Raw genomic sequence first — 22578 nt, forward strand, 5'->3', positions numbered from 1 at the left:
TGGGATACCAGCGGATAGGATTTCGGAACGCGCATTCGCGCATGTCTGAAGGCTTCAGGGGCCAATCCGGGTCCGCTCGCCAGCCCATCCCACTGTTCGAGGTGACACTCCGTGCCCGACAATCCGCTGGCCCCCGCTTGGTTGCGCTCCCCACAGGACGCCAACGACTTCGCGCCCGACGTCTGGCCGCCGAGCCTGACGCGAGATCCCGACGGCGTCGCGACGATCGCCGGCGTGCGCGTCGACGAGCTCGCCCGGGAGTTCGGCACCCCGCTGTATGTGCTCGATGAGGAATATGTCCGCGAGACCGCACGACGCGTGCGTTCCGCCTTCGCCGACGCATTCGAGCGCGTCGGGTCCACGGCAGAGGTGTATTACGCGGGCAAGGCGTTCCTGACCACGGATGTCGCCCGCTGGGTCACGGAGGCCGGCCTGCGCATCGACGTCGCGAGCGGTGGCGAACTCGCCGTGGCGCTCGCTGCCGGCGTGGATCCCGCGCGCCTCGGATTCCATGGCAACAACAAGTCGGCCGCGGAGCTCGACCGCGCGGTCGGCATCGGCGTCGGCACGGTCGTGATCGACTCGGAACAAGAGGTGGCGCGGGTGGCCGCGGCGGCATCCGCTCACGGACGCACGCAGCGCGTCAGGTTGCGCGTGCGCACCGGCGTGCACGCGCACACGCACGACTTCCTCGCCACGGCCCACGAGGACCAGAAGTTCGGCGTTGCGCTCGACGATGTCGAGCGGATCGTCGCGGACATCCGCTCGCGCGACGGCCTCGAGTTCGTCGGCCTGCACGCCCACATCGGCTCCCAGATCTTCGGATCGGATGGCTTCGCCGAGTCGGCAGCGCGCCTCCTGCAGGTGCACGCGCGCCTTCTCTCCGGCGGCGCCGTCCCCGAGCTGAACCTCGGCGGCGGATTCGGCATCGCGTACACCACGGCCGACGAGGCGGAGCAGATCGAGAGCCTCGCCGAGAGCATCGCGCAGGTCGTGGCCGCAGCGTGCGAGGAGGCGAACGTGCCCGTGCCGATCGTCTGCTTCGAACCGGGCCGCGCCATCGTCGGCCGCGCAGGCATCACGCTCTACACGGTCGGCACCACCAAGGCCGTCACGCTGGACGCCGCAGGCGCCGCGGCAAAGCGCCTCTACGTGAGCGTCGACGGCGGCATGAGCGACAACGCGAGGCCGGCTCTCTACGGAGCCGACTATTCAGCGCGGATCGTGGGACGCACCTCCGCCGCGGATCCCGTGCTCGTGCGCGTGGCCGGCAAGCACTGCGAGTCCGGCGACATCGTCGTGGACGCGGAGTACCTGCCAGGGGACGTCGCGCCAGATGACCTCCTGGCGCTCGCCGCGACCGGCGCGTACTGCTGGTCGCTGTCCAGCAACTACAACTACCTGCCACGCCCGGCGGTCGTCGCCGTGCGCGACGGTGCGGCCCGCGCCATCGTGAGAGGCGAGACCATCGACGACCTGCTCGCCCGCGACCTCGGCGCCCGGCACAGCACCGCAACGGCGTTCCCGCCGGTGAGAGAAGCGGATGTCCCCGGCCCGCTCGCCCGTGCCGGCCACCACCCTGGTGGGCCTGGTGCTGCTCCAGACGGGGGCCACGCGCGACACGAAGCCAAGGAGGAGCCGTGATCGACTACCGCACGCTCAAGGTCGCGCTGCTCGGCGCGGGATCCGTCGGCTCCAATGTTGCGAAGCTCCTGCTCGACCACGGCGACGAGTTGGCAGCCCGTGTCGGCGCGGGACTCGAGCTCGTCGGTATCGCGGTGCGCGACGTGGACGCACCGCGGCGCACCGACCTTCCGCGCGAACTGTTCACGACAGACGCCCGTTCATTGATCCTCAGCGCCGACATCGTGATTGAGCTGATGGGCGGCGTGGATCCGGCACGCGAATACGTGCTCCTGGCGCTGACGTCCGGTGCCGACGTGATCACGGGCAACAAGGCGCTGCTCGCCGAACACGGACCGGAGCTCTTCGCCGCGGCGGAACAAGTCGGCGCACAGCTCTACTACGAGGCGGCCGTCGCCGGAGCGATCCCGATCATCCGCCCACTGCGCGACAGTCTGGCGGGCGACCGGGTCGAGCGCATCCTCGGCATCGTCAACGGCACGACCAACTTCATCCTCGACCGCATGGACACCGCCGGCGACGACATGGAGTCCGCGCTCGAGGTCGCGACGGAACTCGGATATGCCGAGCGCAGCGATCCCTCTGCTGACATCGAGGGATACGACGCCGCGGCCAAGGCCGCCATCCTCGCCGGCCTTGCGTTCCACACGACCGTGCCGCTGGAGTCAGTCCACCGCGAGGGCATCACATCCGTGACCGCGCAACAGGTCGAGGCCGCAAGGGCCGGCGGATACGTGATCAAGCTCCTCGCGATCTGCGAGCGCGTCACGGACGAGGGCGGCACCGAAGGCGTTTCGGCGCGTGTGTATCCCGCGCTCGTGCCGCGTGAGCATCCGCTCGCCGCCGTGCGCGGCGTGCACAACGCGGTGTTCGTGCAGGCGGCAGCGGCAGGAGACCTCATGTTCTATGGAGCGGGAGCAGGCGGACTGCAGACGGCCTCCGCTGTGCTCGGCGATGTCGTCTCCGCGGCGCGCAGACACGTGGTCGGCGGCCCCGGGGTGGCGGAGTCGACGCACGCCGACCTGCCGGTCCTCGATGTCGGAGCCGTCCGCACGCGGTACCAGATCACGCTCCTCGTGACGGATGCTCCCGGTGTGCTCTCGCGCATCGCGGCCGTCTTCGCCCGGCACGACGTTTCCGTCGAGACCGTGACCCAGACCGTCGCGTCCGCGCGGGTCCCGTCGGCGGCTCCGGCGGGCTCAGCGGACGGTCGGGAAGTCCCCGCCGGCACGGCTACGCTGGTCATCGGAACGCACGTGGCGTTCGAGTCCGCACTTGCGGCGACGGTCGAGACCCTTCGGGCGAGCGAAGAGGTCGTGCGGGTCACCGCTGTTCTACGAGTTGAAGGAGTCTGACGTGGCGCACCAATGGCAGGGCGTTCTGCGCGAATACGCCGACCGTCTCGATGTGACGGAGGCGACGCCGATCGTCACGCTGGGCGAGGGCGGTACGCCTCTGATCCCGGCCGCCGCGCTGTCGCGTCGCACCGGAGCGGATGTCTACGTCAAGTTCGAGGGCATGAACCCGACCGGCTCCTTCAAGGACCGCGGCATGACCATGGCCGTCTCCAAGGCGGTCGAGGGCGGTGCTAAGGCCGTGATCTGCGCCTCCACCGGCAACACCTCGGCATCCGCTGCCGCTTACGCGACGCATGCCGGCATCAAGGCCGTCGTGCTCGTCCCCGAGGGCAAGATCGCGATGGGCAAGCTCAGCCAGGCGATCGCGCACAACGCGGAGCTGCTGCAGGTGCGCGGCAACTTCGACGACTGCCTCGACATCGCACGCGAGCTCGCGGCCGAGTATCCGGTTCACCTGGTCAACTCCGTGAACAACGACCGCATCGAAGGCCAGAAGACGGCTGCGTTCGAGGTCGTCGAGGTGCTCGGCGATGCGCCCGACGTCCACTTCATCCCCGTCGGCAATGCCGGCAACTACACCGCGTACACGCGCGGCTACACGGAGGAGGCCGAGCGCGGCGTCTCCACCAAGGTGCCCCGCATGTTCGGCTTCCAGGCGGCAGGCAGCGCCCCGATCGTGCTCGGACACCCGGTGAAAGATCCCGACACCGTGGCCAGCGCCATCCGCATCGGCAACCCCGCGTCGTGGGAGCTCGCCCTTGCGGCGCGCGACGCGACCAACGGATACTTCGGCGCCATCGACGACGAGAAGATCCTGGCTGCTCAGCGCATCCTCTCGGCCGAGGTCGGCATCTTCGTCGAGCCGGCAAGCGCCATCAGCGTCGCCGGTCTGCTGGAGCGTTCGGAGGCGGGAGACATCCCGGCCGGATCGCGCGTCGTGCTCACCGTCACCGGCCACGGCTTGAAGGACCCGCAGTGGGCTCTCCGTCTTCCGGATGGCGGACAGGTGCAGCCGACCTCGGTTCCCGTCGACACGGCGGAGATCGCCGAGGTGCTGGGTCTGAGCCGCGTGGCGCACAGCTCGCCGGACGCGGTGTGAGCGCCGCGGACGTGACGTCGCAGGTCCCCGCCGGCCGCTCCGTGCGGGTCAAGGTTCCGGCCACGTCGGCGAACCTCGGTCCCGGATTCGACACGCTGGGGCTTGCACTGGCGCTGTACGACGATCTGACGGTCACCGTTCGTGAGGAGCCTGGCGCGACGGTCGAGGTGCACGGCGTCGGCGAGGGCGAAGTCCCCACCGATGAGTCCAACCTCGTCGTACGGTCCATCGCCCACACGTTCGCTGCCGTCGGCGTGCCCCTTCCCGGGCTCGACCTGGTGGCGCGCAACGCGATCCCGCACGGTCGCGGTCTCGGATCCTCCGGCGCGGCGATCGTCTCGGGCATCGTGGCGGCGAAGGGCCTCCTCGAAGGCATCGCCGAACTCGACTCCACCATGCTGCTCGCCCTGGCGACCGAGCTCGAGGGCCACCCCGACAATGTGGCTCCCGCGCTCTTCGGCGGCCTCACGATCGCCTGGATGTCGCAGACCGGTCCGGCCCACAAGAAGCTCATCGTGCATCGTGGAGTCTCGCCGCTGGTGTTCGTCCCCGAGCACGTGATGTCGACGGCGCTCGCACGCAGCCTGCAGCCGGACTCGGTGCCGCACGAGGACGCCGTCTTCAACGTGTCCCGTTCCGCTCTCCTGGTCGCGGCGCTCGTGCAGAGTCCAGAGCTGCTGCACGCAGCCACGGAGGACAAGCTGCATCAGAACTACCGCGCGCAGGCGATGCCGGAGACGAATCGCCTCATCACCGAACTCCGTTCCGCCGGCTTTCCCGCCGTCGTGTCGGGAGCCGGTCCCTCGATCTTGGTGTTGTGCAGCGATCCTGCGCAGCGCCTGGCTGCCGCTCAGCTTGTCGCCGACCGTGCCGAGACACCGTGGCAGCCGCTCATGCTCGCCGTCGACTTCCTCGGTGCGACGGTGCACCGGGTGGAGGAGGACGCGGCCTGATTCGGTGAAGCGCACGTCGAGCATCCGGCGTGTGCGTGATCGGTCGGGCATGCCGGGGGTGGTAGACTGGGCGGCACCTGCCAGACGGCGCGGTAGATACGCGAATCTGGTGTTCGGGTGAAATTCTTGTAACTCACTGCTGTCGTGCCTGCCCGAAACCCGCGCACGCGATCCCCGACGCACGCGGTCGAACCATGACCGGGCGGCTATCCCACGACACGCACTCTGGGCGAGGCGGTTCTATGCCCGCCAGAGGAAAGGAATCCTCTTCAGTGACCGATGTCAATCTCCACGCCGAGGGCGTGGATCCCACCGTCGATCTGTCGTCGCTGCGCGTTCCGCAGCTGCAGACGCTCGCCACGAGCCTCGGCATCCCCGGTGCGGCGAAGCTGCGCAAGGGCGAGCTCGTCGCGGCCATCGAGGCCACGCGTGCCGCGACGCAGACCATCGACCAGCCGACCGCGGATGCCGTGCAGCCGGGCGCCGAGAACGTCGCAGTTCCCGCCGCTCAGCAGCCCGCACCGGCCGACGCCGAGCAGGCGTCGCAGCCTTCCGGGTCGCGGGACGCGGAGCAGCAAACGGATGACGCCGCTGCGACGCCTCTAGACCAGCAGCTCAGTCCGGCAGAGGCCGAGGCGGCGCTCCGCGCTGCGCTCGACCTTCAGACCCCTCCTGCGCGCACCCGTCGTGGGTCGCGGCGCGTCACCAGCGTGGACGGCGGTCGTACCGTGTCCGCCACCGCGCACGTGAACGCCGGCGACGCAGGCCTTCCCGCCGTGGACTCCGGAAATGAGGAACGCGACGCGGCCGACCGCGATGCGGACCAGGCGAGCGAGTCGGCCGGTGCCAGAGCGCGCGAGGCGCGTTCCGCATCCGACTCCGCGGCCGGTCAGCAGAGCGCGACCGAGGGCGGCAGTGCCGACGACGAGCGTGCCGAGCAGGGTGGCGAGCAGCCCGAGGGCGCCGCTCAGGCGTCCGATGAGGCTCAGCGCGAGCAGCAGCCGCGTCAGGGTCGCCGCAACCGCGGTCGCAACAAGAACCGTCGTGGCGAGAACGGCCAGGACGGCCAGCAGGGCGACGGCGAGCAGCAGGGTCAGAACGGCCAGCAGAACGCTCAGCAGCAGAACGGCCAGAACCAGCAGGGCAACCAGCAGAAGCAGAGCCAGCAGGGCGGTCAGAACCAGCGCGGCCAGCAGAACCAGCAGGGCGGCCAGCAGAATCAGCAGCAGGGCCAGCGTCAGAACGCCGCCCAGCAGCAGGATGACGACCGCAACGGCCGCAACCGCTACCGCGACCGCAAGCGTCGTGGAGCAACGGGCGACGACGTCGAGCCGGAGATCCTCGAGGATGACGTGCTCATCCCGGTGGCCGGTATCCTCGACGTGCTCGACAACTACGCGTTCGTGCGCACGAGCGGCTATCTGCCGGGACCGAGCGACGTCTACGTCTCGCTCGGCCAGGTGAAGAAGTACAACCTGCGCAAGGGCGATGCCGTGGTCGGCGCCATCCGTCAGCCGCGCGAGGGCGAGAACGCCGGACGCCAGAAGTACAACGCGCTCGTCAAGGTGGACTCCGTCAACGGTCAGTCCAACGACGAGGCGCAGAGCCGCGTCGAGTTCAACAAGCTCACGCCGCTCTACCCGCAGGAGCGCCTGCGGCTGGAGACCGAGCCGACCAAGCTCACCCAGCGCATCATCGACCTGGTCGCCCCGATCGGCAAGGGCCAGCGCGGCCTCATCGTCGCGCCGCCGAAGGCCGGCAAGACGATCGTGATGCAGCAGATCGCCAACGCGATCACCACGAACAACCCAGAGGTCCACCTCATGGTCGTGCTCGTGGACGAGCGGCCCGAAGAGGTCACCGACATGCAGCGCACGGTCAAGGGCGAGGTCATCGCGTCCACGTTCGACCGCCCGGCGGAGGACCACACCACGGTCGCCGAGCTCGCCATCGAGCGTGCGAAGCGTCTCGTGGAGCTCGGTCACGACGTCGTCGTGCTGCTCGACTCGATCACCCGCCTCAGCCGCGCATACAACCTGGCGGCGCCGGCATCCGGTCGCATCCTCTCCGGTGGTGTCGACGCCTCAGCTCTGTACCCGCCGAAGCGGTTCTTCGGCGCTGGGCGCAACATCGAGCACGGCGGATCGCTCACCATACTGGCGACGGCACTCATCGAGACCGGATCCAAGATGGACGAGGTCATCTTCGAAGAGTTCAAGGGCACCGGAAACTCGGAGCTGCGCCTTTCGCGCCAGCTTGCCGACAAGCGGATCTTCCCGGCCGTCGACGTGAACGCGTCCGGCACTCGCCGCGAAGAGATGCTGATGAGCTCCGACGAGGTCAAGATCACCTGGAAGCTGCGCCGCGCACTCGCCGGCCTCGATCCGCAGCAGGCTCTCGAGGTCGTGCTCGGCAAGCTCAAGGAGACCAGCTCCAACGTGGAGTTCCTCGTGCAGATGCAGAAGTCGATGCCGGCTCCGACCTCCGGCCACGGCGTCGCGCACTCGCACGCGCACGAGAACGACCACCGCTAGCTGCTATCTGGATGCCCGTGAGGGCTCCCGTGATTCCCACCTGACCGGTGCGAATCGGGGGAGCCCGGCGGGCATCCTGCATTTCCGCCTCAACCGCACGACAGTCATCCAGGAGCACCGCGTGTTCGATTCGATCCAGACCCTGCTCGACGAGCACGAGCAGCTGCAGGAGCAGCTCGCCGACCCCGCGCTGCACGCCGATGCCGCGCGCGCGAAGAAGGTCAACCGTCGGTATGCGGAGCTGAGCCAGATCAAGGCGGCGCACGAGTCGTGGAAGCACCTCGGTGACGACCTGGATGCGGCACGAGAGCTCGCCAAGGAGGACGACGCCTTCGCCGAGGAGGTGCCATCGCTCGAGCAGGCCCGTGACGCCGCGCAGGAGAAGCTGCGGCGACTCCTCATCCCGCGCGATCCGGACGACGGACGCGACGTGATCATGGAGATCAAGGGCGGAGCCGGGGGAGCGGAGTCCGCGCTCTTCGCCGCCGACCTGCTGCGCATGTACCTGCACTACGCCGAGTCGCGCAGATGGAAGACGGAGATCCTCGAGCAGGACTCCACCGACCTCGGCGGCTACACGAACGTGCAGGTCGCCATCAAGGGCAACTCCGCGGATCCCGCAGAGGGCCCCTGGGCGCACCTCAAGTACGAGGGTGGCGTGCACCGGGTGCAGCGCGTTCCCGTGACCGAGTCGCAGGGGCGCATCCAGACCTCGACCGCCGGCGTGCTCGTCTTCCCCGAGGTCGACGAGCCCGAAGAGGTCGAGATCAGCCCCAACGACCTCCGGATCGACGTGTTCCGGTCGTCCGGACCCGGCGGTCAGTCCGTGAACACGACCGACTCCGCAGTGCGCATCACGCACATCCCGACCGGCATCGTGGTGTCGATGCAGAACGAGAAGTCGCAGATCCAGAACCGCGAGGCGGGCATGCGCGTGCTCCGTGCGCGTCTGCTGGCGAAGCAGCAGGAGGAACTGGATGCCGCGGCATCCGACGCGCGCAAGTCGCAGATCCGGGGCATGGACCGTTCGGAGCGCATCCGCACGTACAACTTCCCGGAGAACCGCATCGCCGACCACCGCACGGGATACAAGGCGTACAACCTCGACCAGGTGATGAACGGTGCGCTCGATCCGGTGATCGACTCGGCGATCCAGGCGGACGAAGAGGCGCAGCTCGCCGCACTCGGCGAGGAGTAGCGCGATCCGCTGGGCGTCTGTTCGCCGCTAGGGTGAGCGGATGCCGAGTGTTCTGATCGAGATTCGCCGCGAGTACGCGCCCGACGACGAGGTGGCCATCATCGACGCCGTGCACGGGGCGTTGGTGACCGCGTTCAGGATCCCCGATGACGACAGATTCAGCAGACTGATCTCGTACCAGCCGCACCGCATGGTCGACGGGTTGCAGCCTGGTGTACCCGACGAATACACGCGGGTGACGATCGACTGCTTCTCGGGACGCTCGATCGACGCGAAGCGCAACCTCTACCGCGAGATCGTGGAGCGACTGGAGCCGCTCGGCATCCCGCGCGACAAGGTCTCGATCCTGCTGCGCGAGAGCGCACGAGAGAACTGGGGACTCGGCGGAATCGCCGCCGCAGACAAGGACCTGGGCTTCACCATCGAGGTGTAGGCGTCCATCCAGGTCGCGGAACACCGTCGCGGTGTCGGCACTCGGTCATAGCCTTCGGGTCATGGAGTTGCAGGACGACGTGAAGACCTGGCTGCTGGATTCGGATCCGGCCCTGCGCTGGCAGGTCGAGCGGGATCTGGTGGACGCACCGGAATCGGTGTGGGGCGCGACGCGACGGCGCATGGTCACCGATGGGATGGCGGCGCGGCTGCTCGCCCTGCAAGATGCCGACGGCCAGTGGGACGGGGGCGCATTCTTCCCGGGCGGAGCCGCTTGGTTCGAGTCGCATCCGGACGGATCGCCCCAGCCGTGGACGGCGACCACCTGGACGCTGAACACGCTCCGCGACTGGGGACTGCCGGCCGAGGCCCTCGCGGGCACGGCCGACCGTCTCGCGGCCGGCTCGCGCTGGGACTACGACGATCTGCCGTTCTGGGGCGGTGAGGTGGACGTCTGCGTCAACTCCTTCACGCTGGCGAGCGGCGCCTGGCTCGGCGCCGACGTGTCCGGGCTCGTCGAGTGGTTCCCTGAGCACCGGCTCGCCGACGGCGGCTGGAACTGCGAGTGGATAGCGGGTTCGGTGCGCTCGTCGTTCCACTCGACGCTCAACGCGCTGCGCGGCATCCTCTATTACGAGAAGGCGGTCGGCAGCACGCCTGCCCTCACCGAAGCCAGACGCAGTGCCGAGGAGTACCTGCTCGAACGCCGACTGCTCTATCGCAAGTCGACGGGGGACGTTGTGGGGGCGTGGATCGACGAGTTCGCATATCCGCTGCGCTGGCGGTGCACCGCACTCAAGGCCGTCGACTACTTCCGCGAGGCGGCACTGCTGGACGGGACAGCACCGGATCCGCGACTGGCGGATGCCGTCGGCCTCATCCGCGCGGCCCGCACGACGGACGGAACCTGGGTTCAGGGCCGCAGCAACGGCGGCAAGGTCTGGTTCGACGTGGATGCGCCGGAGGGCGAGCCCTCGAAGTGGCTCACCTTCTTCGCCACGCGCGCGCTCGAGTGGTGGGACGCCGCCGCCGACCCGATCGAAGCCGGTGCGGACGAAGGAGCCGGAATCGAACGCTCATGAGAGTGCCGGATACGCTCGTCAGGTGAGTCTTCCCGATCTCCGCCTGGTCGCCGTCGACATGGACGGCACCCTGCTCGACGAGCACGGACACGTCCCCGACCGTCTGTGGCACCTGTTGCACATGATGCACGAGCGCGGGATCGCGTTCGTCCCGGCGAGCGGACGTCAGTATGCGACGCTCAGGAACACGTTCGACGCGGTCGCCGATGAGCTCTCGTTCATCGCCGAGAACGGCACCTATGTCGTCCACGACGGGCACGAGGTCAGCTCGTCGACGCTGGAGCCCTCGTTCGTGCGAAGCGTGCTCGACGACGTTCGTCGGTTGGCGCGCGAGGGAGTCGACGTCGGCGTCGTGCTCTGCGGCAAGGATGTCGCGTACACCGACCGCGACGACGAACCCTTCCTCGAGGAAACGGCGAAGTACTACTTCTCCCGCGAGACGGTTCGCGATCTCGCCGACCACAACGATGACGTGATCAAGATCGCCGTCTTCGAATTCGGAGACATCGAACGTGACGTGGAACCGGCGCTCGCCCGCCACCGCCCCGACCATCAGGTGGTCGTGTCCGGCGGACACTGGGTGGACATCATGGCGGCCGACGTCAACAAGGGCACGGCGCTGCGCGCCCTGCAGCGCGCTCTGGATGTCACGCCCGCCCAGACCGCCGCATTCGGCGACTACCTGAACGATCTCGAGATGCTGGAGGCGGCCGACCTCTCGTATGCGGTGGCGAACGCCCACCCGGAGATCGCTCGCGTCGCGCGATTCCGCGCACCGTCCAACGCGGAACAGGGCGTCATCACGGTGCTCGAGCAGCTTCTCGGGCTTGAGACCGGCACCGATCGGATATCAGCAGCACGGCGGTAGTGTGCAAAGGATGCGTTCCGGAGGCGTGATGGCAGTGGTCGGCACAGTGCTGCTGACCTGGCTCGTCGCCGTCGACACGTGGATGAGGCTGACCCTCGACGCCGAGCCGACGTCGCTGACGATCGTCGCACTTGCCGTCGCCGTGGGAGTGCTTGCCGCCGTCGCTGCGTTGGCCGTGCGCGACGCGCTGACGGCGGCGGGTCGAGTGGCGCGCGCTCCGGCGCTCACCGGTGTGAGTCACGCGACCGGCAGTCGTCAGCAGCTGCCGAGTCGCCGCGTGCACCTGGTCGGCGGCCGGGGTCCGCGCGCGCCGGGCGGCGGGTTCGTTCCCGCCTGCGACATCATGCGCTGACCGGTTTTCGGCTTTCCGAACCGAGAGCAGCGGCCACGGGCGGGTTACCCCCACCCAGCTGCCCTTCGTACGGAGTCCCATGTCCGGTCCAATGCCTTCGAGTGCTCGTCGCCCTGCTGCACGGCGGATGCGACTCGCGTTGCTGCTCATCACGCGCGGCATCCGTCGAGCGCGACTGCGCCTCGCCCTCTTCAGCGGATGGGTGTGGGTGGCCGCCGCTTCCCTCGTCGGGTTCGAAGTGCTCGAGATCCTTCTCGGAGCACTTCTCGCAGCGCCCGAGGTGCTGCCGTTGGTACTCCTCGCGCTGGCCGCGGTCTGGTACTTCCGCCGTGCTCTGGTGCGCCTCTGGCGACGTCTTTCGTCGCGGGAGCGATCCCGCTGACATCGACCGGATCCGTGAGTGGGGACGCGCATCGATGGCGCTCGGTCCCCGCGCCGTGGCAGGACACCGGGTCGTGACTGTCAGATGTAGATGCCGGGGTCGAGCCACGCCTCGTCTTCGCGGGTCTGCGCGAGATGATGCGGCGCATCCGTCGGTCGTGCGCGCGCCGGGATGCCGGTCAGCACCGAGTCGGGCGGCGCAGACTTCACGACCACCGCGTTCGCGCCGACGACCGATCGCGCGCCGAGCACGATGTCGCCGAGTACCTTGGCGCCCGCGCCGACCACCACTCCGCTCTGCAACGTAGGGTGGCGTTTGCCGCGTCCTCTGGACTTCCCACCGAGAGTGACCCCGTGGTAGAGCATCACGTCGTCGCCGACGATGGTCGTCTCGCCGATCACGACGCCCATGCCGTGGTCGATGAAGAACCGCCGACCGATGCGCGCCCCTGGATGGATCTCGATGCCGGTGAGGAACCGGGCGAACTGGGAGAGGAGGCGAGCCGGTAGCTTGAGGCCGGGGGAGAGCCACCAACGGTGTGCGATGCGGTAGAGCCAAATGGCGTGCAGACCCGAGTACGACAGCGCGATCTCGATGTCGCTGCGCGCAGCGGGATCGTGCCTGCGCGCGTTCTCGATGTCCTCGCGCATGCGGGAGAGTACCGTCATCGAAGCCTTCCTCGTGGCATCCGGTGAGACTCTTCGCGTCTGCGGGATCTCACGGCCCACTCCATCGTATGGCGGCCGCTCCGCCGCTCACGCGCGCGCCTGGCAGCCGAATCGGCTGCCAGGCGTGATGCATTTGACCTCTCGGTCTACGACCCATGTCGCGAGCCTCTCGGGCGATCCGCTCCTCGAGGCGGCGGCGTGCACGCCGCCGAACGCGCCACGCGCCACGCGCCACGCGCTAGGTCCAAGGTGCCGCCTCGTGCCGATATCGGTGCGTCGGTGGCTCGGGTATCGCGACCCGCTCTTCGAGGCGGCGGCGTGCACGCCGCCGAACGCGCCACGCGCTCAGTCGACTGCGGTGCGCCAGGCAGGGACTGGCGCACAAAACAACTCAGTCCAGAAGGTCCTGGTACAGAACAGTGGAGACGTAGCGCTCGCCGAAGTCCGGCACCACGACGACGATCGTCTTGCCGGCGTTCTCCGGGCGCTTCGCGACCTCGACCGCGGCGTGCACAGCAGCACCGGACGAGATGCCGCCGAGGATGCCCTCCTCGACGGCGAGGCGACGTGCCATGGCGATCGCGGCATCCGCGTTCACGTCGAGCACCTCGTCGTAGATGTCGGTGTCGAGCACCTCGGGCACGAAGTTGGCCCCGAGGCCCTGGATCTTGTGGGGTCCCGGCTGTCCGCCGTTGAGGATCGGCGACTCAGCGGGCTCGACGGCGACGATGCGGATGTCCGCCTTCTTCTCGCGCAGGTATCCTCCGGCTCCCGTGATGGTGCCGCCCGTTCCGATGCCGGCGACCAGCACGTCGATGCCGCCGTCGGTGTCCTCCCAGATCTCGGGACCCGTCGTTGCGCGGTGGATGGCCGGGTTGGCCTCGTTCGCGAACTGCTTCGCCCAGATGGCGTTCTCGGTGTTCGCGACGATCTCCTGGGCCTTCTCGACGGCTCCGCGCATGCCGTCGGCACCCGGAGTGAGGATGACCTCGGCGCCGTAGGCGCGCAGCAGCACGCGACGCTCCTTGCTGGCCGTCTCCGGCATCGTGATGATCAGCTTGTAACCGCGGGCAGCTGCGGCGAACGCGAGCGCGATGCCGGTGTTGCCGCTGGTGCCCTCGACGATGGTGCCGCCCGGCTTCAGCTCGCCCGACTTCTCGGCGGCGTCGATGATCGCCACGCCGATGCGGTCCTTCACGCTGGCGGCAGGGTTGTAGAACTCGAGCTTCGCGACCACGGTGGCGTCGGCGCCGTCGGTCACGCGGTTGAGCCGGACGAGCGGTGTCTTGCCGACGACCTCGGTGATGTCGGAGTGGATGGAGCCGGACATGGCCTGCCTTTCGGACTGCGCTTGACTGGGTTGATGGCGCACCCGACGCGGTCGTGCGACGATGCCGGGGTCTCGCCAGAAGCTTATTCTTGACGCTCGGACGCGTTCCCGTTTATGACGTTGCGCTCCGCTCGTCGAGGTACTTGGTGCAGGCCGCGGCGGGGTCGACGGAAGGGACGAACCACATGGATGCTGCGACAGCGGATCGCTCCGCCGACGACTCGACAGGTGTTCCGGCACGCGATTCCGTGGCCGAGGCACCTCTTCGGCTGTCGCTGCGCGACGCGGCAGAGACCCTTGCGGCCGCAGGCGTTCCGGACCCGGTCGTCGACGCAGAACTCCTTGCCGGCCATGTTCTGAACGCGAGCCGGGGTCGTGTGCAGGCGCTCGTGGTGACGGATGCCGCGCTATCGGCCGAACAGGCCGCCCGCCTCCGCGAGCTGGTCGCTCGGCGCTCCACGCGAGAGCCTCTGCAGCACATCACGGGTCGCGCGCCGTTCCGCTCGCTCGACCTCCAGGTCGGGCCCGGTGTCTTCGTGCCTCGTCCGGAGACCGAGCTTCTCGCGCAGCTGGCCGTCGACGCGCTGCTGGCATCGGCAGAGCCCGAGCCGATCGGTGTGGACCTCGGCACCGGCACCGGTGCGATCGCTTTGTCCATGGCGACGGAGGTGCCGCACGCTCGCGTGTATGCGGTCGAACGCTCGCCGGAGGCGCTCGTCTGGACCCGACGCAACGTCGCGGAAGCCGCGGCCGACAACCTGGAACTCGTCGAGGGCGACCTGAAGGATGCCCTTCCCGAGCTCGACGGTCGTGCTGCGGTCGTCGTGTCCAATCCGCCGTACGTGCCGGACGATGCGATCCCGCGGGATCCCGAGGTGCGGCTGTTCGATCCCTCGGTAGCCCTGTACGGCGGCGCGGACGGCCTGGATGTCGTGCGCGTGCTCTCGCTGCGGGCACTTCAGCTCCTGCGGCCAGGGGGACTTCTCGCCATCGAGCACGGCGAATATCAGGGGGCTGAGGTGCGCGACATCCTGACTGCGGACGGATGGCACGCAACGGCCACGCATCGCGACCTGACGCTGCGTGACAGGGTCACCACAGCCGTACGCTGACCGGCGCAGGGCACTTCCGTCGGGCGTCGCGAGCTCCGAGCACGCAGTTCAGCGCGCAGCCTTGGCGCGCATGTTCTCTGCGCGCTCTCGCGCGTTGCGCAATGCCTCCCGCTCGCGCTTGCGCGCCTCCCGGAGCGCCTTCTCGGCTTCCCGCCTGGCTTTGGCGGCCTCCTTCACGCGCTTGTCGGATCCGTACAGTGCGGCATCCTCCGCCTCGCGATCGAGCGCAGGGGCGGCGGCGTGCGTCGTCCCGGCAGAGGCATCCGCATGGGATGTCTCGTCGATGTAGCGCTGGATTCCGTCGAGCACCCGCTCCAGACCGAAGCCGAAGTCGTCGTAGTCGTCGGCCGTGTATGCCCCGGATGCCACGACGGGCGCGAGGTCCGGGAATCGATCCTCCGTGATGAGCGCGGCCAGCGCGGGGGCGTACGAGGCTCCCGTCACCTCCTCGGCCGGTGCCCCTGTTCCGTCGATCTCGGCCTGCACGACTCCGACGGCCCGCGCGTACGAGGCGACGAGAAGCACGCACGCCATCTTCTCGTTGTCGCTCAGCCGCGCAGGCCGAAGGGCGCGGAGGGCCATGTCGACCAGCCGGATCACGTTCGGCGTGATCGGAACGCCGGTCACCGGAATCTGGCTGTACCAGGGGTGGCGTCGCAGCGCCTCGACGTTGGCGAGCGTCCATTGCTTGAGGCCGGTGCGCCAGTCGTCCTCAGGCGGCTCGGGGAGTTCGACCGTCGCCGCGGCATCCTGCATGAGAAGGAGCAGGTCGTCCTTGCTGGTGACGTAGCGGTAGAGCGACATGGTCGTGAAGCCGAGCGCCGAGGCGACCTTCGCCATGGAGAGCGCGCCGAGCCCCTCCGCGTCGGCGATCTCGATCGCGGCCTCGACGATGCGCTCGATGCTGAGCTCGCGCTTCGGTCCGCGCTGCGGCCGCTCGGCAACGCCCCACGACAGCGCCACCGCATGCGGCAGCGACAACTCGGGGGATGCTTCGGTGTCCGACATCACGCTCCTCACCTCTGACCCGGCAGCTGCGCAGGTGCCCTTGCGGCTCGCCCGGACGGTTGTTTCAGTGTATGGCGCACGCTGTGGCGAACATCGTTCCGGCGTTCCGTCGGCGTCGAGAGGAGCCGCGATCGGTCACCTGCGCCTCAGCCCTTGACGCGCCGCCCGAACACCAGCGACGATCCGACGACGCCCACGAGCAGGATCCCCGCCAGCCACGCGAGCGCGACCCATAGGGTGTCGCCCGGCGCCGTCCCGCTGAGCAGGTCGCGCAGCGTCTCGATGATCGGCGTGAACGGCTGATGCTGCGCGAATCCGTGCAGCCAGCCCGGCATGGTGTCTACTGCGACGAATCCGCTGGAGACGTACGGGAGGAAGAGGAACACGAAGCTGATCGACGCCGCGGCGTCCACGCTCAGCAGCAAGCCGCCGAGCACGCTCAGCCACGTGAACGCGACGATCACGAGCACCGCGAACAGCACTGCCGCTATCCATCCGCCGAGGTCGGCGCCCGGCTGATAGCCGAGCAGCAGCGCGACACCGACGACCAGAACGGATGCAGCGATATTGCGCAGCACGCTCGCGATCACGTGCCCGTGCAGCACGGCCGAGCCGAGAACCGGCAGCGTCTTGAACCTGTTGACCGTACCGGTGGCGACATCCTGCGCGACTCCGACGGCGGAGCTCGCCGCGCCGAAACCAAGGCACAGCACGAGTGTTCCCGGCACGACGTAGTTGACGTAGTCGCCGTCCGACTCGATGGCGCCGCCGAAGATCACGACGAACACGAGCATGATCGACACCGGGATCGCGAACGCGGTGACCAGCGAATCGACGCTGCGCAGAGTACGGCGTACCTCGCGTCCGGCCATCGCGACGATGTCGGACACGGCGGTGCCGATTCCCTGGCGGCGGACGGCCGCCGCCCCAGGGGTCACGGTGATGGTGGTCATGCTGCCTTCTCCTTCTCGTTGCCGTTATCGGTGACGTCGGCGGCACGGCTCGCGGATGTCGCCCGCCCGGTGAGCCTGAGGAACACGTCGTCGAGCGTCGGGCCAGCGATCCCGATGTCCGTCACCTGGATTCCTGCCGCAGCCGTCCGGGCGAGGTACGCGCGGATGTCCTCGACGGCGTCGGTCGTCGGCATCCGCACGGTCAGGTCGTCGTCGTCGACCTCGACGTCCCATCCGCCCGCGGCGAGGCGTCCCGCCTCGGCGACGTCCTCCCTCGTCCCGAACGAGAACACGATGTGATCACCGCTCACCTGGGCCTTGAGCTCGTCCGGTGTGCCGGTGGCGACGACGACTCCCTCGTCGATGACCCCCACGCGATCCGCGAGCCGTTCGGCCTCGTCCAGATACTGAGTGGTGAGGAGGATGGTCGTTCCGGCCGCCGCGAGCTCCTCGACCAGCGACCACAGCTGCGCCCTGCTGCGTGGATCCAGTCCCGTTGTCGGTTCGTCGAGGAAGAGGACCGGCGGCGTCGCGACCAGGCTGATCGCCAGGTCGAGGCGCCTGCGCATACCGCCTGAGTATCCGGAGACCTTCTTGTCGGCGGCATCCACGAGGTCGAACGCCTCGAGGAGCCGCGCGACGCGCAGCCGCCGTTCGGATGCCGGAAGGTGGTTCAGCACGGCCATCATGGCGAGGTTCTCGGCTCCGGTCTGGAACCCGTCGACGGAGGCGTACTGGCCGGTGAGGGCGAACATCCGCCTGGCTTCCGCCGGTCTGGCGAGCACATCGACGCCCGCGATCGTCGCCGTGCCGGCGTCGGGCCGGACGAGCGTGGAGAGGATGTTCACCGTAGTCGTCTTGCCCGCCCCGTTGGGCCCGAGCAGGGCGTAGATCTCGCCGCGCGCGACGCGGAAGTCAACGCCGTCCAGAACGGCGTGCTTTCCGTATGTCTTGCGTAGACCGGTCACCTCGATGGCCGGCTGCTGCTGGTTCGTCTTCATGTCAGTTCCTTTCCAGCTCGTGGTGTCCGTCCGCCGGCGCGGCCGGCGGTCTGCTGCCGAAGAACCGCGCGACGGTGTCCGCGACGGCTTCCGGATCCTTCTGGTCGATTCCGAAGTGGTCCAAGTCCGGGAACTCGTGGATGCTCGCGTGCGGGATGGCGTCGGCCAGAAGGTCGCGGACGTCCCGCCCCGTGCCCGCGCCGCTGCCTCCGTACATCAGCTGGACGTCGGCCGTGATGGCGGCGTATGCGGGATACGAATCGTCGAGGCGTGCCACCTCCCGGTGCTCGTTCAGCGTGGTCGCCATCAAGGTGGTGTGCCGGCGCCACGACCGGCGGCCCATCGCGACGGGAAGGATCATCCGCAGCATCGCGTCCGGCGTGCGGCGCGATGCCGGGTTCATCGCCTTGATGAAGGTGATGAATGCTCCTGCCGGGTCACCGGCGTCCAGCCTGTGCTGCGCCGGCTCGATCCAGTCGGAGGGGATCTGTCCGTGGATGGACACGCCCGGTTCGTACGCGGAAACCGCTGCGAGGCCAGTGGCCGCCGCCGCGGTCTCGAGCGCGACGAGGCCGCCGAAGCTGTGCCCGACGAGGTAGACGGCGCCCGTCTGCCGCAGCACGGCGTTCAGGTCGTCGCACTCCGTGCGGATCGAGTAGTCGGCGCCCTGGTCGCAGCTGAGGCCGCGTCCGCGGCGCTCGATGGTGTGCACTCTGTAGCCGTGATCGGCGAGGGCGGTCGCGAAACGCGAGTAGTCGGCTGCGATGCTCAGGGCGCCGGGCACGAGAACCACGTCGGGTCCGACGCCCACCGTCTCATACGCGACGACCCCGCCATCGGCGGAGGTGACCGTGTCGTTCATCGGTGTTCCTTTGCATGTCGTGGAGCGATGGATGTTCGCGAGCGATGCGCATGAACTGCGTATCGCATACGCAGAGTGTATGACGTATACAGTGTGCGACGTAAGCAATAGGAATGCAAGGACCTTCATCGGTTCAATCGGCTCGGCGTTGAGAGCGAGCTCTCAAGGCGCTCACCTCAATCACCCCGATCGCGGCTGCGCCGCTCAGGGGTTCAATCGGTTCGGCCTTGAGAGCGAGCTCTCAAGGCGCTCACCTCAATCACCCCTAGAATCGAGCGGTCATGACCACCTTTTACGACTGCTCCGACGACGACGGTCTCGCCGAGGGCACGAAGCAAGCGCGTTCAGCCATCGAGAACGGCGACCTCATCGTCCTTCCGACCGACACCGTCTACGGCATCGGCGCCGACGCCTTCAGTGGCTACGCCGTCACTCAGCTCCTCGCGGCGAAGGGGAGGGGACGCCAGTCTCCGCCTCCCGTGCTCATCCCCGCTTTGACCACGCTCGATGCGCTCGCCGAGACCGTGCCTCAAGAGGTGCGGGATCTGGCCGGTGCCTTCTGGCCGGGCGGCCTCACCGTCGTCCTGCCGGCTCAGCCCTCGCTGTCGTGGGATCTCGGCGAGACCGAGGGCACCGTGGCGCTCCGCATGCCGAACAATCCGGTAGCGCTCGCGCTGCTGCGCTCAACGGGTCCGCTCGCCGTGTCGTCGGCCAACAAGACGGGCATGCCTGCTGCCACGACGGCGCAGGAGGCGGAGGCGATGCTCGGCGAGGCCGTGAGCGTCTACCTCGACGGCGGCACGGTCGGCGTCGACTACGCAGACGCCGACGTTGAGGAGACGTCCTCGACCATCGTGGATGCCACGGCACTCGCATCCGGAACCGGCAAGCTGCGCATCCTCCGCCACGGAGTGATCAGCGACGAGCAGCTCCGCGAGGTGGTCGGCGACGCCCTCGAATCCGCAGAGGATCAGCAGCCCACATGACCCTCCTTCTCGTCATCGGTCTGATCACCGCGATCGTCACGTTCGTGCTGTCGATCGTGGTGTGGCGGGTGGCGCTGAAGTACAAGCTGTATCCGCGCATCCGTGAGCGCGATGTGCACACCCGTCCGACGCCACGGCTGGGCGGCGTCGCGATGTTCCTCGGCATCGTCGTGGCGTTCGGGGTCGCCTATCTGTTCTCGGTGCTCTTCCAGGGGTTCGGCGGTCCTCTGCTTGGCGTCGTGTTCTCGGACCCGACACCCGTGTTCGCCATCCTCGGCGCTGCGCTCCTCATCGTCGTGATCGGCGTCGCCGACGACCTGTGGGACCTCGATTGGATGACGAAGCTCGCCGGCCAATTCGTGGCTGCGGGCCTCGTCGCGTGGCTCGGTGTGCAGATCTACTCGCTGCCGCTCGGCGGGGGAGTGACGGTCGGCTCGCCCTGGATGAGCGTGGTCATGACGGTCTTCGCGATCGTGCTCGTCATGAACGCCATCAACTTCATCGACGGCCTCGACGGCCTGGTGGCGGGGGTCGCCCTCATCGCGAACGGCGCGTTCTTCCTCTACAGCTACCTGATCACCGTGAAGACGAGTCCGTCGAACTACTTCAGCCTGGCGTCGGTCATCGCGATCATCCTGGTCGGGGCGTGCGCCGGGTTCCTGCCGCTGAACTGGCACCCGGCGAAGATGTTCATGGGCGACACCGGCGCTCTGCTGGTCGGACTCCTGATGGCCTCCTCGGCCATCGCTGTCACGGGTCAGCTCGATCCGGTGTCCATCCAGCAGGGCGGTCCGCGGGCGCTGTTCCCCGCGTTCATCCCGATCATCCTGCCGTTCGCCGTGCTCGTCGTACCGCTTCTCGACTTCGGGCTCGCGGTGTTCCGTCGGGTGCGTGCCGGCAAGTCCCCCTTCAGCGCCGACCGCAAGCACCTGCACCACCGGCTGCTCGACATGGGCCATTCGCACCTGCACGCGGTGCTCATCTTCTACGCGTGGACCGCCGTCGTCTCCATCGGATGCCTCCTCTTCTTCTTCCAGCCCATCTGGCCGGCCGTCGTCTTCCTCTGCGTCGGCCTCGTGGTCTGCACAGCGTTCACGCTCGCCCCGCTGAGTCGCCGCAAGAGCGCCGAGGTGGCCGCAGAACTCACCCCAGCAACCGCGATCGGAGCGGATGCCGCCGCCCGGCTCGACCCGCTCGACGCGGCCTCCGAGATTCCCCGTTCTCACCCGAACGCCACCGCGACGGAACCCGCGCCGCCCTCGGCAGCGCGTGACGACGAGCTCCACACGAAGGAACAAGCCCGATGACAGACCGACAGAAACGACCGTCCGACGGATCGCCGTCCCGGCCGCCAGTACGCCTCACGGCAGCGCCGATGCTGAACCGGGCGCTGCGCGACGGCGGGATCTTCGCCGGCGCCGTCGCTGTGATCGGTGGCATCGTCGGCCTCCTGGTCGCCGGCATGCCGGGACTCTGGGGCGGTCTACTGGGTGGTGTTCTTTCCGCCGTGTTCCTGGCGCTCACGGCTGTCAGCATCCTTGTCGGCGGTCGGTTGGCGCGTGGCGACCTGACGTCACCGGTCTTCTTCGGGGTGGTGATCGGGACCTGGTTCGTGAAGCTCGTCGTCTTCGTTCTGCTCACGTTGCTTCTTCGCACGCAATCGTGGATCGACGGACGAGTGTATTTCGTGGTCGTGATCGTCGTCGTGCTCGGGTCGCTGGTGCTCGATCTGGTCGCGTTCGCACGCACCCGCGTTCCCTATGCAAGTGATGTGACTTTGCCGGGAGAAGATGCTAAACGGGTTGACGACAGCGACGCAGACGGTCGGTCTTGAGCCCGTTTGGTCTTTGATATGCTGTCTTCTGCCACCCCCGCCCGTTCCCTTCTAGCGAACGCCTGACGCCGGAGAATGCCCTGATTACGCCAATGCTCCTCACTACAGTGCTGTCTGCCAGCGGCAACGGTTCTGACGGCGGATTCACCGGTCCGTCCATCTCGGACTTCTTCCCGCCGGAGATCCTGTTCGCCGGCACCCCCTTCGCTCTCAACCGCGTGATGCTGATCAGGCTCCTCGTGGTGGCTCTGGTCGTTCTCGTCCTCTGGCTGGGTACGCGGAACATGAAGCTCCGCCCGTCGCGCACGCAGACCCTGTTCGAGTTCGTCATCGGCTTCGTCCGCAACGGCATCATCTACGACAACCTCGGCGAGCGCATCGGCAAGCGGTACGAGCCGATCCTGATGACGTTCTTCTTCCTCATCCTCGGCATGAACCTGGTTGGATCGGTCCCCGGTCTGCAGATCGCTCCGACGGCACTCATCGGTCTTCCGCTCGTCATGGCCATCGTCGCCTGGGTGATGTTCATCTACGCCGGCATGCGCGAAAAGGGTGTGCGGTTCTGGAAGGACTCGCTGTTCCTCCCCGGCGTCCCGTGGTTCCTCTACTTCCTGCTCACTCCGCTGGAGTTCCTCTCCACCTTCATCGTCCGTCCGGTCACCCTGACACTCCGACTCACGATGAACATGTTGGCCGGGCACATGCTCGTCGTCCTCTGCTTCGCGGCGACGCAGTTCTTCTTCTTCACCGTGCTCGCCGACGGCAATCTGCTCGGCCTGCTCGGAATCGGATCGTTCGCATTCGGCATCGCCTTCACCGTGCTCGACCTGTTCGTGGCAATTCTGCAGGCGTACGTCTTCACGATCCTCTCCACCATCTACATCCAGCTTGCGGTCGCTGAAGAGCACTGATCCGCTCTGAG

At 68.1% G+C, this 22578-nt stretch carries 22 protein-coding genes; 16 read left to right on the top strand and 6 right to left on the bottom strand.

Annotation, left to right across the window (positions count from 1 at the left end; all coding sequences use genetic code 11):
- Window positions 1-111: 111 nt before the first annotated feature.
- The 11 genes from lysA to HII28_RS15010 all read left to right on the top strand — a co-directional run bounded on the left by lysA (window position 112) and on the right by HII28_RS15010 (window position 11902).
- On the top strand, window positions 112-1644 hold the full coding sequence (gene lysA / locus HII28_RS14960; RefSeq protein WP_170026515.1) for a diaminopimelate decarboxylase: 1533 nt from the start codon (window positions 112-114) through the stop codon (window positions 1642-1644).
- Window positions 1641-2999 carry a homoserine dehydrogenase gene (locus HII28_RS14965; RefSeq protein WP_170026517.1) on the top strand — a complete coding sequence of 453 codons (1359 nt, stop codon included), beginning with the start codon at window positions 1641-1643 and terminating at the stop codon, window positions 2997-2999. Before lysA ends, HII28_RS14965 begins: the two co-directional genes overlap by 4 nt.
- 1 nt (window position 3000) lies before the next feature.
- Window positions 3001-4101 (top strand): threonine synthase, encoded by a 1101-nt coding sequence (gene thrC / locus HII28_RS14970; protein WP_170026519.1) that lies wholly within the window; start codon window positions 3001-3003, stop codon window positions 4099-4101.
- A complete protein-coding gene (thrB, locus tag HII28_RS14975) occupies window positions 4098-5054 on the top strand; it encodes a homoserine kinase (RefSeq protein ID WP_346769354.1) in 957 nt (318 codons plus the stop codon). The genes thrC and thrB overlap by 4 nt, the downstream gene beginning before the upstream one ends.
- Window positions 5055-5326: 272 nt before the next feature.
- On the top strand, window positions 5327-7588 hold the full coding sequence (gene rho / locus HII28_RS14980) for a transcription termination factor Rho (protein WP_346769355.1): 2262 nt from the start codon (window positions 5327-5329) through the stop codon (window positions 7586-7588).
- 121 nt (window positions 7589-7709) lie between these two features.
- Window positions 7710-8786, top strand: coding sequence for a peptide chain release factor 1 (prfA, locus tag HII28_RS14985; protein WP_170026523.1), 1077 nt, complete (start codon window positions 7710-7712; stop codon window positions 8784-8786).
- 40 nt (window positions 8787-8826) lie between these two features.
- Window positions 8827-9219 carry a tautomerase family protein gene (locus tag HII28_RS14990; protein WP_170026525.1) on the top strand — a complete coding sequence of 131 codons (393 nt, stop codon included), beginning with the start codon at window positions 8827-8829 and terminating at the stop codon, window positions 9217-9219.
- Window positions 9220-9280: 61 nt separating this feature from the next.
- Complete coding sequence (locus tag HII28_RS14995) at window positions 9281-10300, top strand: squalene cyclase (RefSeq protein WP_170026527.1); 1020 nt, start codon at window positions 9281-9283, stop codon at window positions 10298-10300.
- Window positions 10301-10322: 22 nt separating this feature from the next.
- Entirely contained in the window at window positions 10323-11168 is an 846-nt protein-coding gene (locus HII28_RS15000; RefSeq protein WP_346769356.1) for a Cof-type HAD-IIB family hydrolase, read from the top strand.
- A gap of 10 nt (window positions 11169-11178) precedes the next feature.
- Window positions 11179-11520 carry a hypothetical protein gene (locus HII28_RS15005; RefSeq protein ID WP_170026529.1) on the top strand — a complete coding sequence of 114 codons (342 nt, stop codon included), beginning with the start codon at window positions 11179-11181 and terminating at the stop codon, window positions 11518-11520.
- Window positions 11521-11599: 79 nt separating this feature from the next.
- Entirely contained in the window at window positions 11600-11902 is a 303-nt protein-coding gene (locus tag HII28_RS15010) for a hypothetical protein (RefSeq protein ID WP_170026531.1), read from the top strand.
- A gap of 80 nt (window positions 11903-11982) precedes the next feature.
- Here HII28_RS15010 and epsC read toward each other — a convergent pair whose 3' ends face one another.
- On the bottom strand, window positions 11983-12570 hold the full coding sequence (gene epsC / locus HII28_RS15015; RefSeq protein WP_170026533.1) for a serine O-acetyltransferase EpsC: 588 nt from the start codon (window positions 12568-12570) through the stop codon (window positions 11983-11985).
- Window positions 12571-12961: 391 nt separating this feature from the next.
- A complete protein-coding gene (cysK, locus tag HII28_RS15020; RefSeq protein WP_170026535.1) occupies window positions 12962-13900 on the bottom strand; it encodes a cysteine synthase A in 939 nt (312 codons plus the stop codon).
- A gap of 185 nt (window positions 13901-14085) precedes the next feature.
- Between cysK and prmC the strand changes: the two genes are divergently transcribed.
- Window positions 14086-15012, top strand: a complete 927-nt coding sequence (prmC, locus tag HII28_RS15025) for a peptide chain release factor N(5)-glutamine methyltransferase (protein WP_170026537.1) — start codon at window positions 14086-14088, stop codon at window positions 15010-15012.
- A 48-nt stretch (window positions 15013-15060) separates the two neighbouring features.
- Here the strand turns inward: prmC and HII28_RS15030 are convergent, their stop codons facing one another.
- The 4 genes from HII28_RS15030 to HII28_RS15045 all read right to left on the bottom strand — a co-directional run bounded on the left by HII28_RS15030 (window position 15061) and on the right by HII28_RS15045 (window position 18836).
- Window positions 15061-16020: a TetR/AcrR family transcriptional regulator C-terminal domain-containing protein gene (locus tag HII28_RS15030; protein ID WP_170026539.1), complete on the bottom strand. Its 960-nt coding sequence runs from the start codon at window positions 16018-16020 to the stop codon at window positions 15061-15063.
- A 146-nt stretch (window positions 16021-16166) separates the two neighbouring features.
- Entirely contained in the window at window positions 16167-16973 is an 807-nt protein-coding gene (locus tag HII28_RS15035; RefSeq protein ID WP_205864958.1) for an ABC transporter permease, read from the bottom strand.
- Window positions 16970-17974, bottom strand: coding sequence for an ATP-binding cassette domain-containing protein (locus HII28_RS15040; RefSeq protein WP_170026541.1), 1005 nt, complete (start codon window positions 17972-17974; stop codon window positions 16970-16972). The genes HII28_RS15035 and HII28_RS15040 overlap by 4 nt, the downstream gene beginning before the upstream one ends.
- A gap of 1 nt (window position 17975) precedes the next feature.
- The gene (locus tag HII28_RS15045) at window positions 17976-18836 is read right to left on the bottom strand and encodes an alpha/beta hydrolase (RefSeq protein WP_170026543.1); all 861 of its coding nucleotides are present in this window, start codon (window positions 18834-18836) and stop codon (window positions 17976-17978) included.
- Window positions 18837-19117: 281 nt separating this feature from the next.
- Between HII28_RS15045 and HII28_RS15050 the strand changes: the two genes are divergently transcribed.
- From HII28_RS15050 to atpB, 4 genes are all read left to right on the top strand, one after another.
- Complete coding sequence (locus tag HII28_RS15050) at window positions 19118-19822, top strand: L-threonylcarbamoyladenylate synthase (RefSeq protein ID WP_170026545.1); 705 nt, start codon at window positions 19118-19120, stop codon at window positions 19820-19822.
- Window positions 19819-21129 (top strand): MraY family glycosyltransferase, encoded by a 1311-nt coding sequence (locus HII28_RS15055; RefSeq protein WP_170026547.1) that lies wholly within the window; start codon window positions 19819-19821, stop codon window positions 21127-21129. The genes HII28_RS15050 and HII28_RS15055 overlap by 4 nt, the downstream gene beginning before the upstream one ends.
- Window positions 21126-21656: a hypothetical protein gene (locus HII28_RS15060; protein WP_170026549.1), complete on the top strand. Its 531-nt coding sequence runs from the start codon at window positions 21126-21128 to the stop codon at window positions 21654-21656. The genes HII28_RS15055 and HII28_RS15060 overlap by 4 nt, the downstream gene beginning before the upstream one ends.
- A 92-nt stretch (window positions 21657-21748) precedes the next feature.
- On the top strand, window positions 21749-22567 hold the full coding sequence (atpB, locus tag HII28_RS15065; RefSeq protein WP_170026551.1) for a F0F1 ATP synthase subunit A: 819 nt from the start codon (window positions 21749-21751) through the stop codon (window positions 22565-22567).
- Window positions 22568-22578 lie beyond the last annotated feature (11 nt).

It is taken from the genome of Planctomonas sp. JC2975 (genome assembly GCF_012985205.1).
In the GTDB taxonomy this organism is placed as follows: domain Bacteria; phylum Actinomycetota; class Actinomycetes; order Actinomycetales; family Microbacteriaceae; genus Humibacter.

Excerpts from the sequence above, each read along its gene's own strand:
- HII28_RS14990 (WP_170026525.1), top strand. The coding sequence starts at position 8,827 with ATGCCGAGTGTTCTGATCGAGATTCGCCGCGAGTACGCGCCCGACGAC.
- HII28_RS14995 (WP_170026527.1), top strand. The coding sequence starts at position 9,281 with ATGGAGTTGCAGGACGACGTGAAGACCTGGCTGCTGGATTCGGATCCG.
- HII28_RS15005 (WP_170026529.1), top strand. The coding sequence starts at position 11,179 with ATGCGTTCCGGAGGCGTGATGGCAGTGGTCGGCACAGTGCTGCTGACC.
- HII28_RS15010 (WP_170026531.1), top strand. The coding sequence starts at position 11,600 with ATGTCCGGTCCAATGCCTTCGAGTGCTCGTCGCCCTGCTGCACGGCGG.
- epsC (WP_170026533.1), bottom strand. The coding sequence starts at position 12,570 with ATGACGGTACTCTCCCGCATGCGCGAGGACATCGAGAACGCGCGCAGG.
- cysK (WP_170026535.1), bottom strand. The coding sequence starts at position 13,900 with ATGTCCGGCTCCATCCACTCCGACATCACCGAGGTCGTCGGCAAGACA.
- prmC (WP_170026537.1), top strand. The coding sequence starts at position 14,086 with ATGGATGCTGCGACAGCGGATCGCTCCGCCGACGACTCGACAGGTGTT.
- HII28_RS15030 (WP_170026539.1), bottom strand. The coding sequence starts at position 16,020 with ATGTCGGACACCGAAGCATCCCCCGAGTTGTCGCTGCCGCATGCGGTG.
- HII28_RS15035 (WP_205864958.1), bottom strand. The coding sequence starts at position 16,973 with ATGACCACCATCACCGTGACCCCTGGGGCGGCGGCCGTCCGCCGCCAG.
- HII28_RS15040 (WP_170026541.1), bottom strand. The coding sequence starts at position 17,974 with ATGAAGACGAACCAGCAGCAGCCGGCCATCGAGGTGACCGGTCTACGC.
- HII28_RS15045 (WP_170026543.1), bottom strand. The coding sequence starts at position 18,836 with ATGAACGACACGGTCACCTCCGCCGATGGCGGGGTCGTCGCGTATGAG.
- HII28_RS15050 (WP_170026545.1), top strand. The coding sequence starts at position 19,118 with ATGACCACCTTTTACGACTGCTCCGACGACGACGGTCTCGCCGAGGGC.
- HII28_RS15055 (WP_170026547.1), top strand. The coding sequence starts at position 19,819 with ATGACCCTCCTTCTCGTCATCGGTCTGATCACCGCGATCGTCACGTTC.
- HII28_RS15060 (WP_170026549.1), top strand. The coding sequence starts at position 21,126 with ATGACAGACCGACAGAAACGACCGTCCGACGGATCGCCGTCCCGGCCG.
- atpB (WP_170026551.1), top strand. The coding sequence starts at position 21,749 with ATGCTCCTCACTACAGTGCTGTCTGCCAGCGGCAACGGTTCTGACGGC.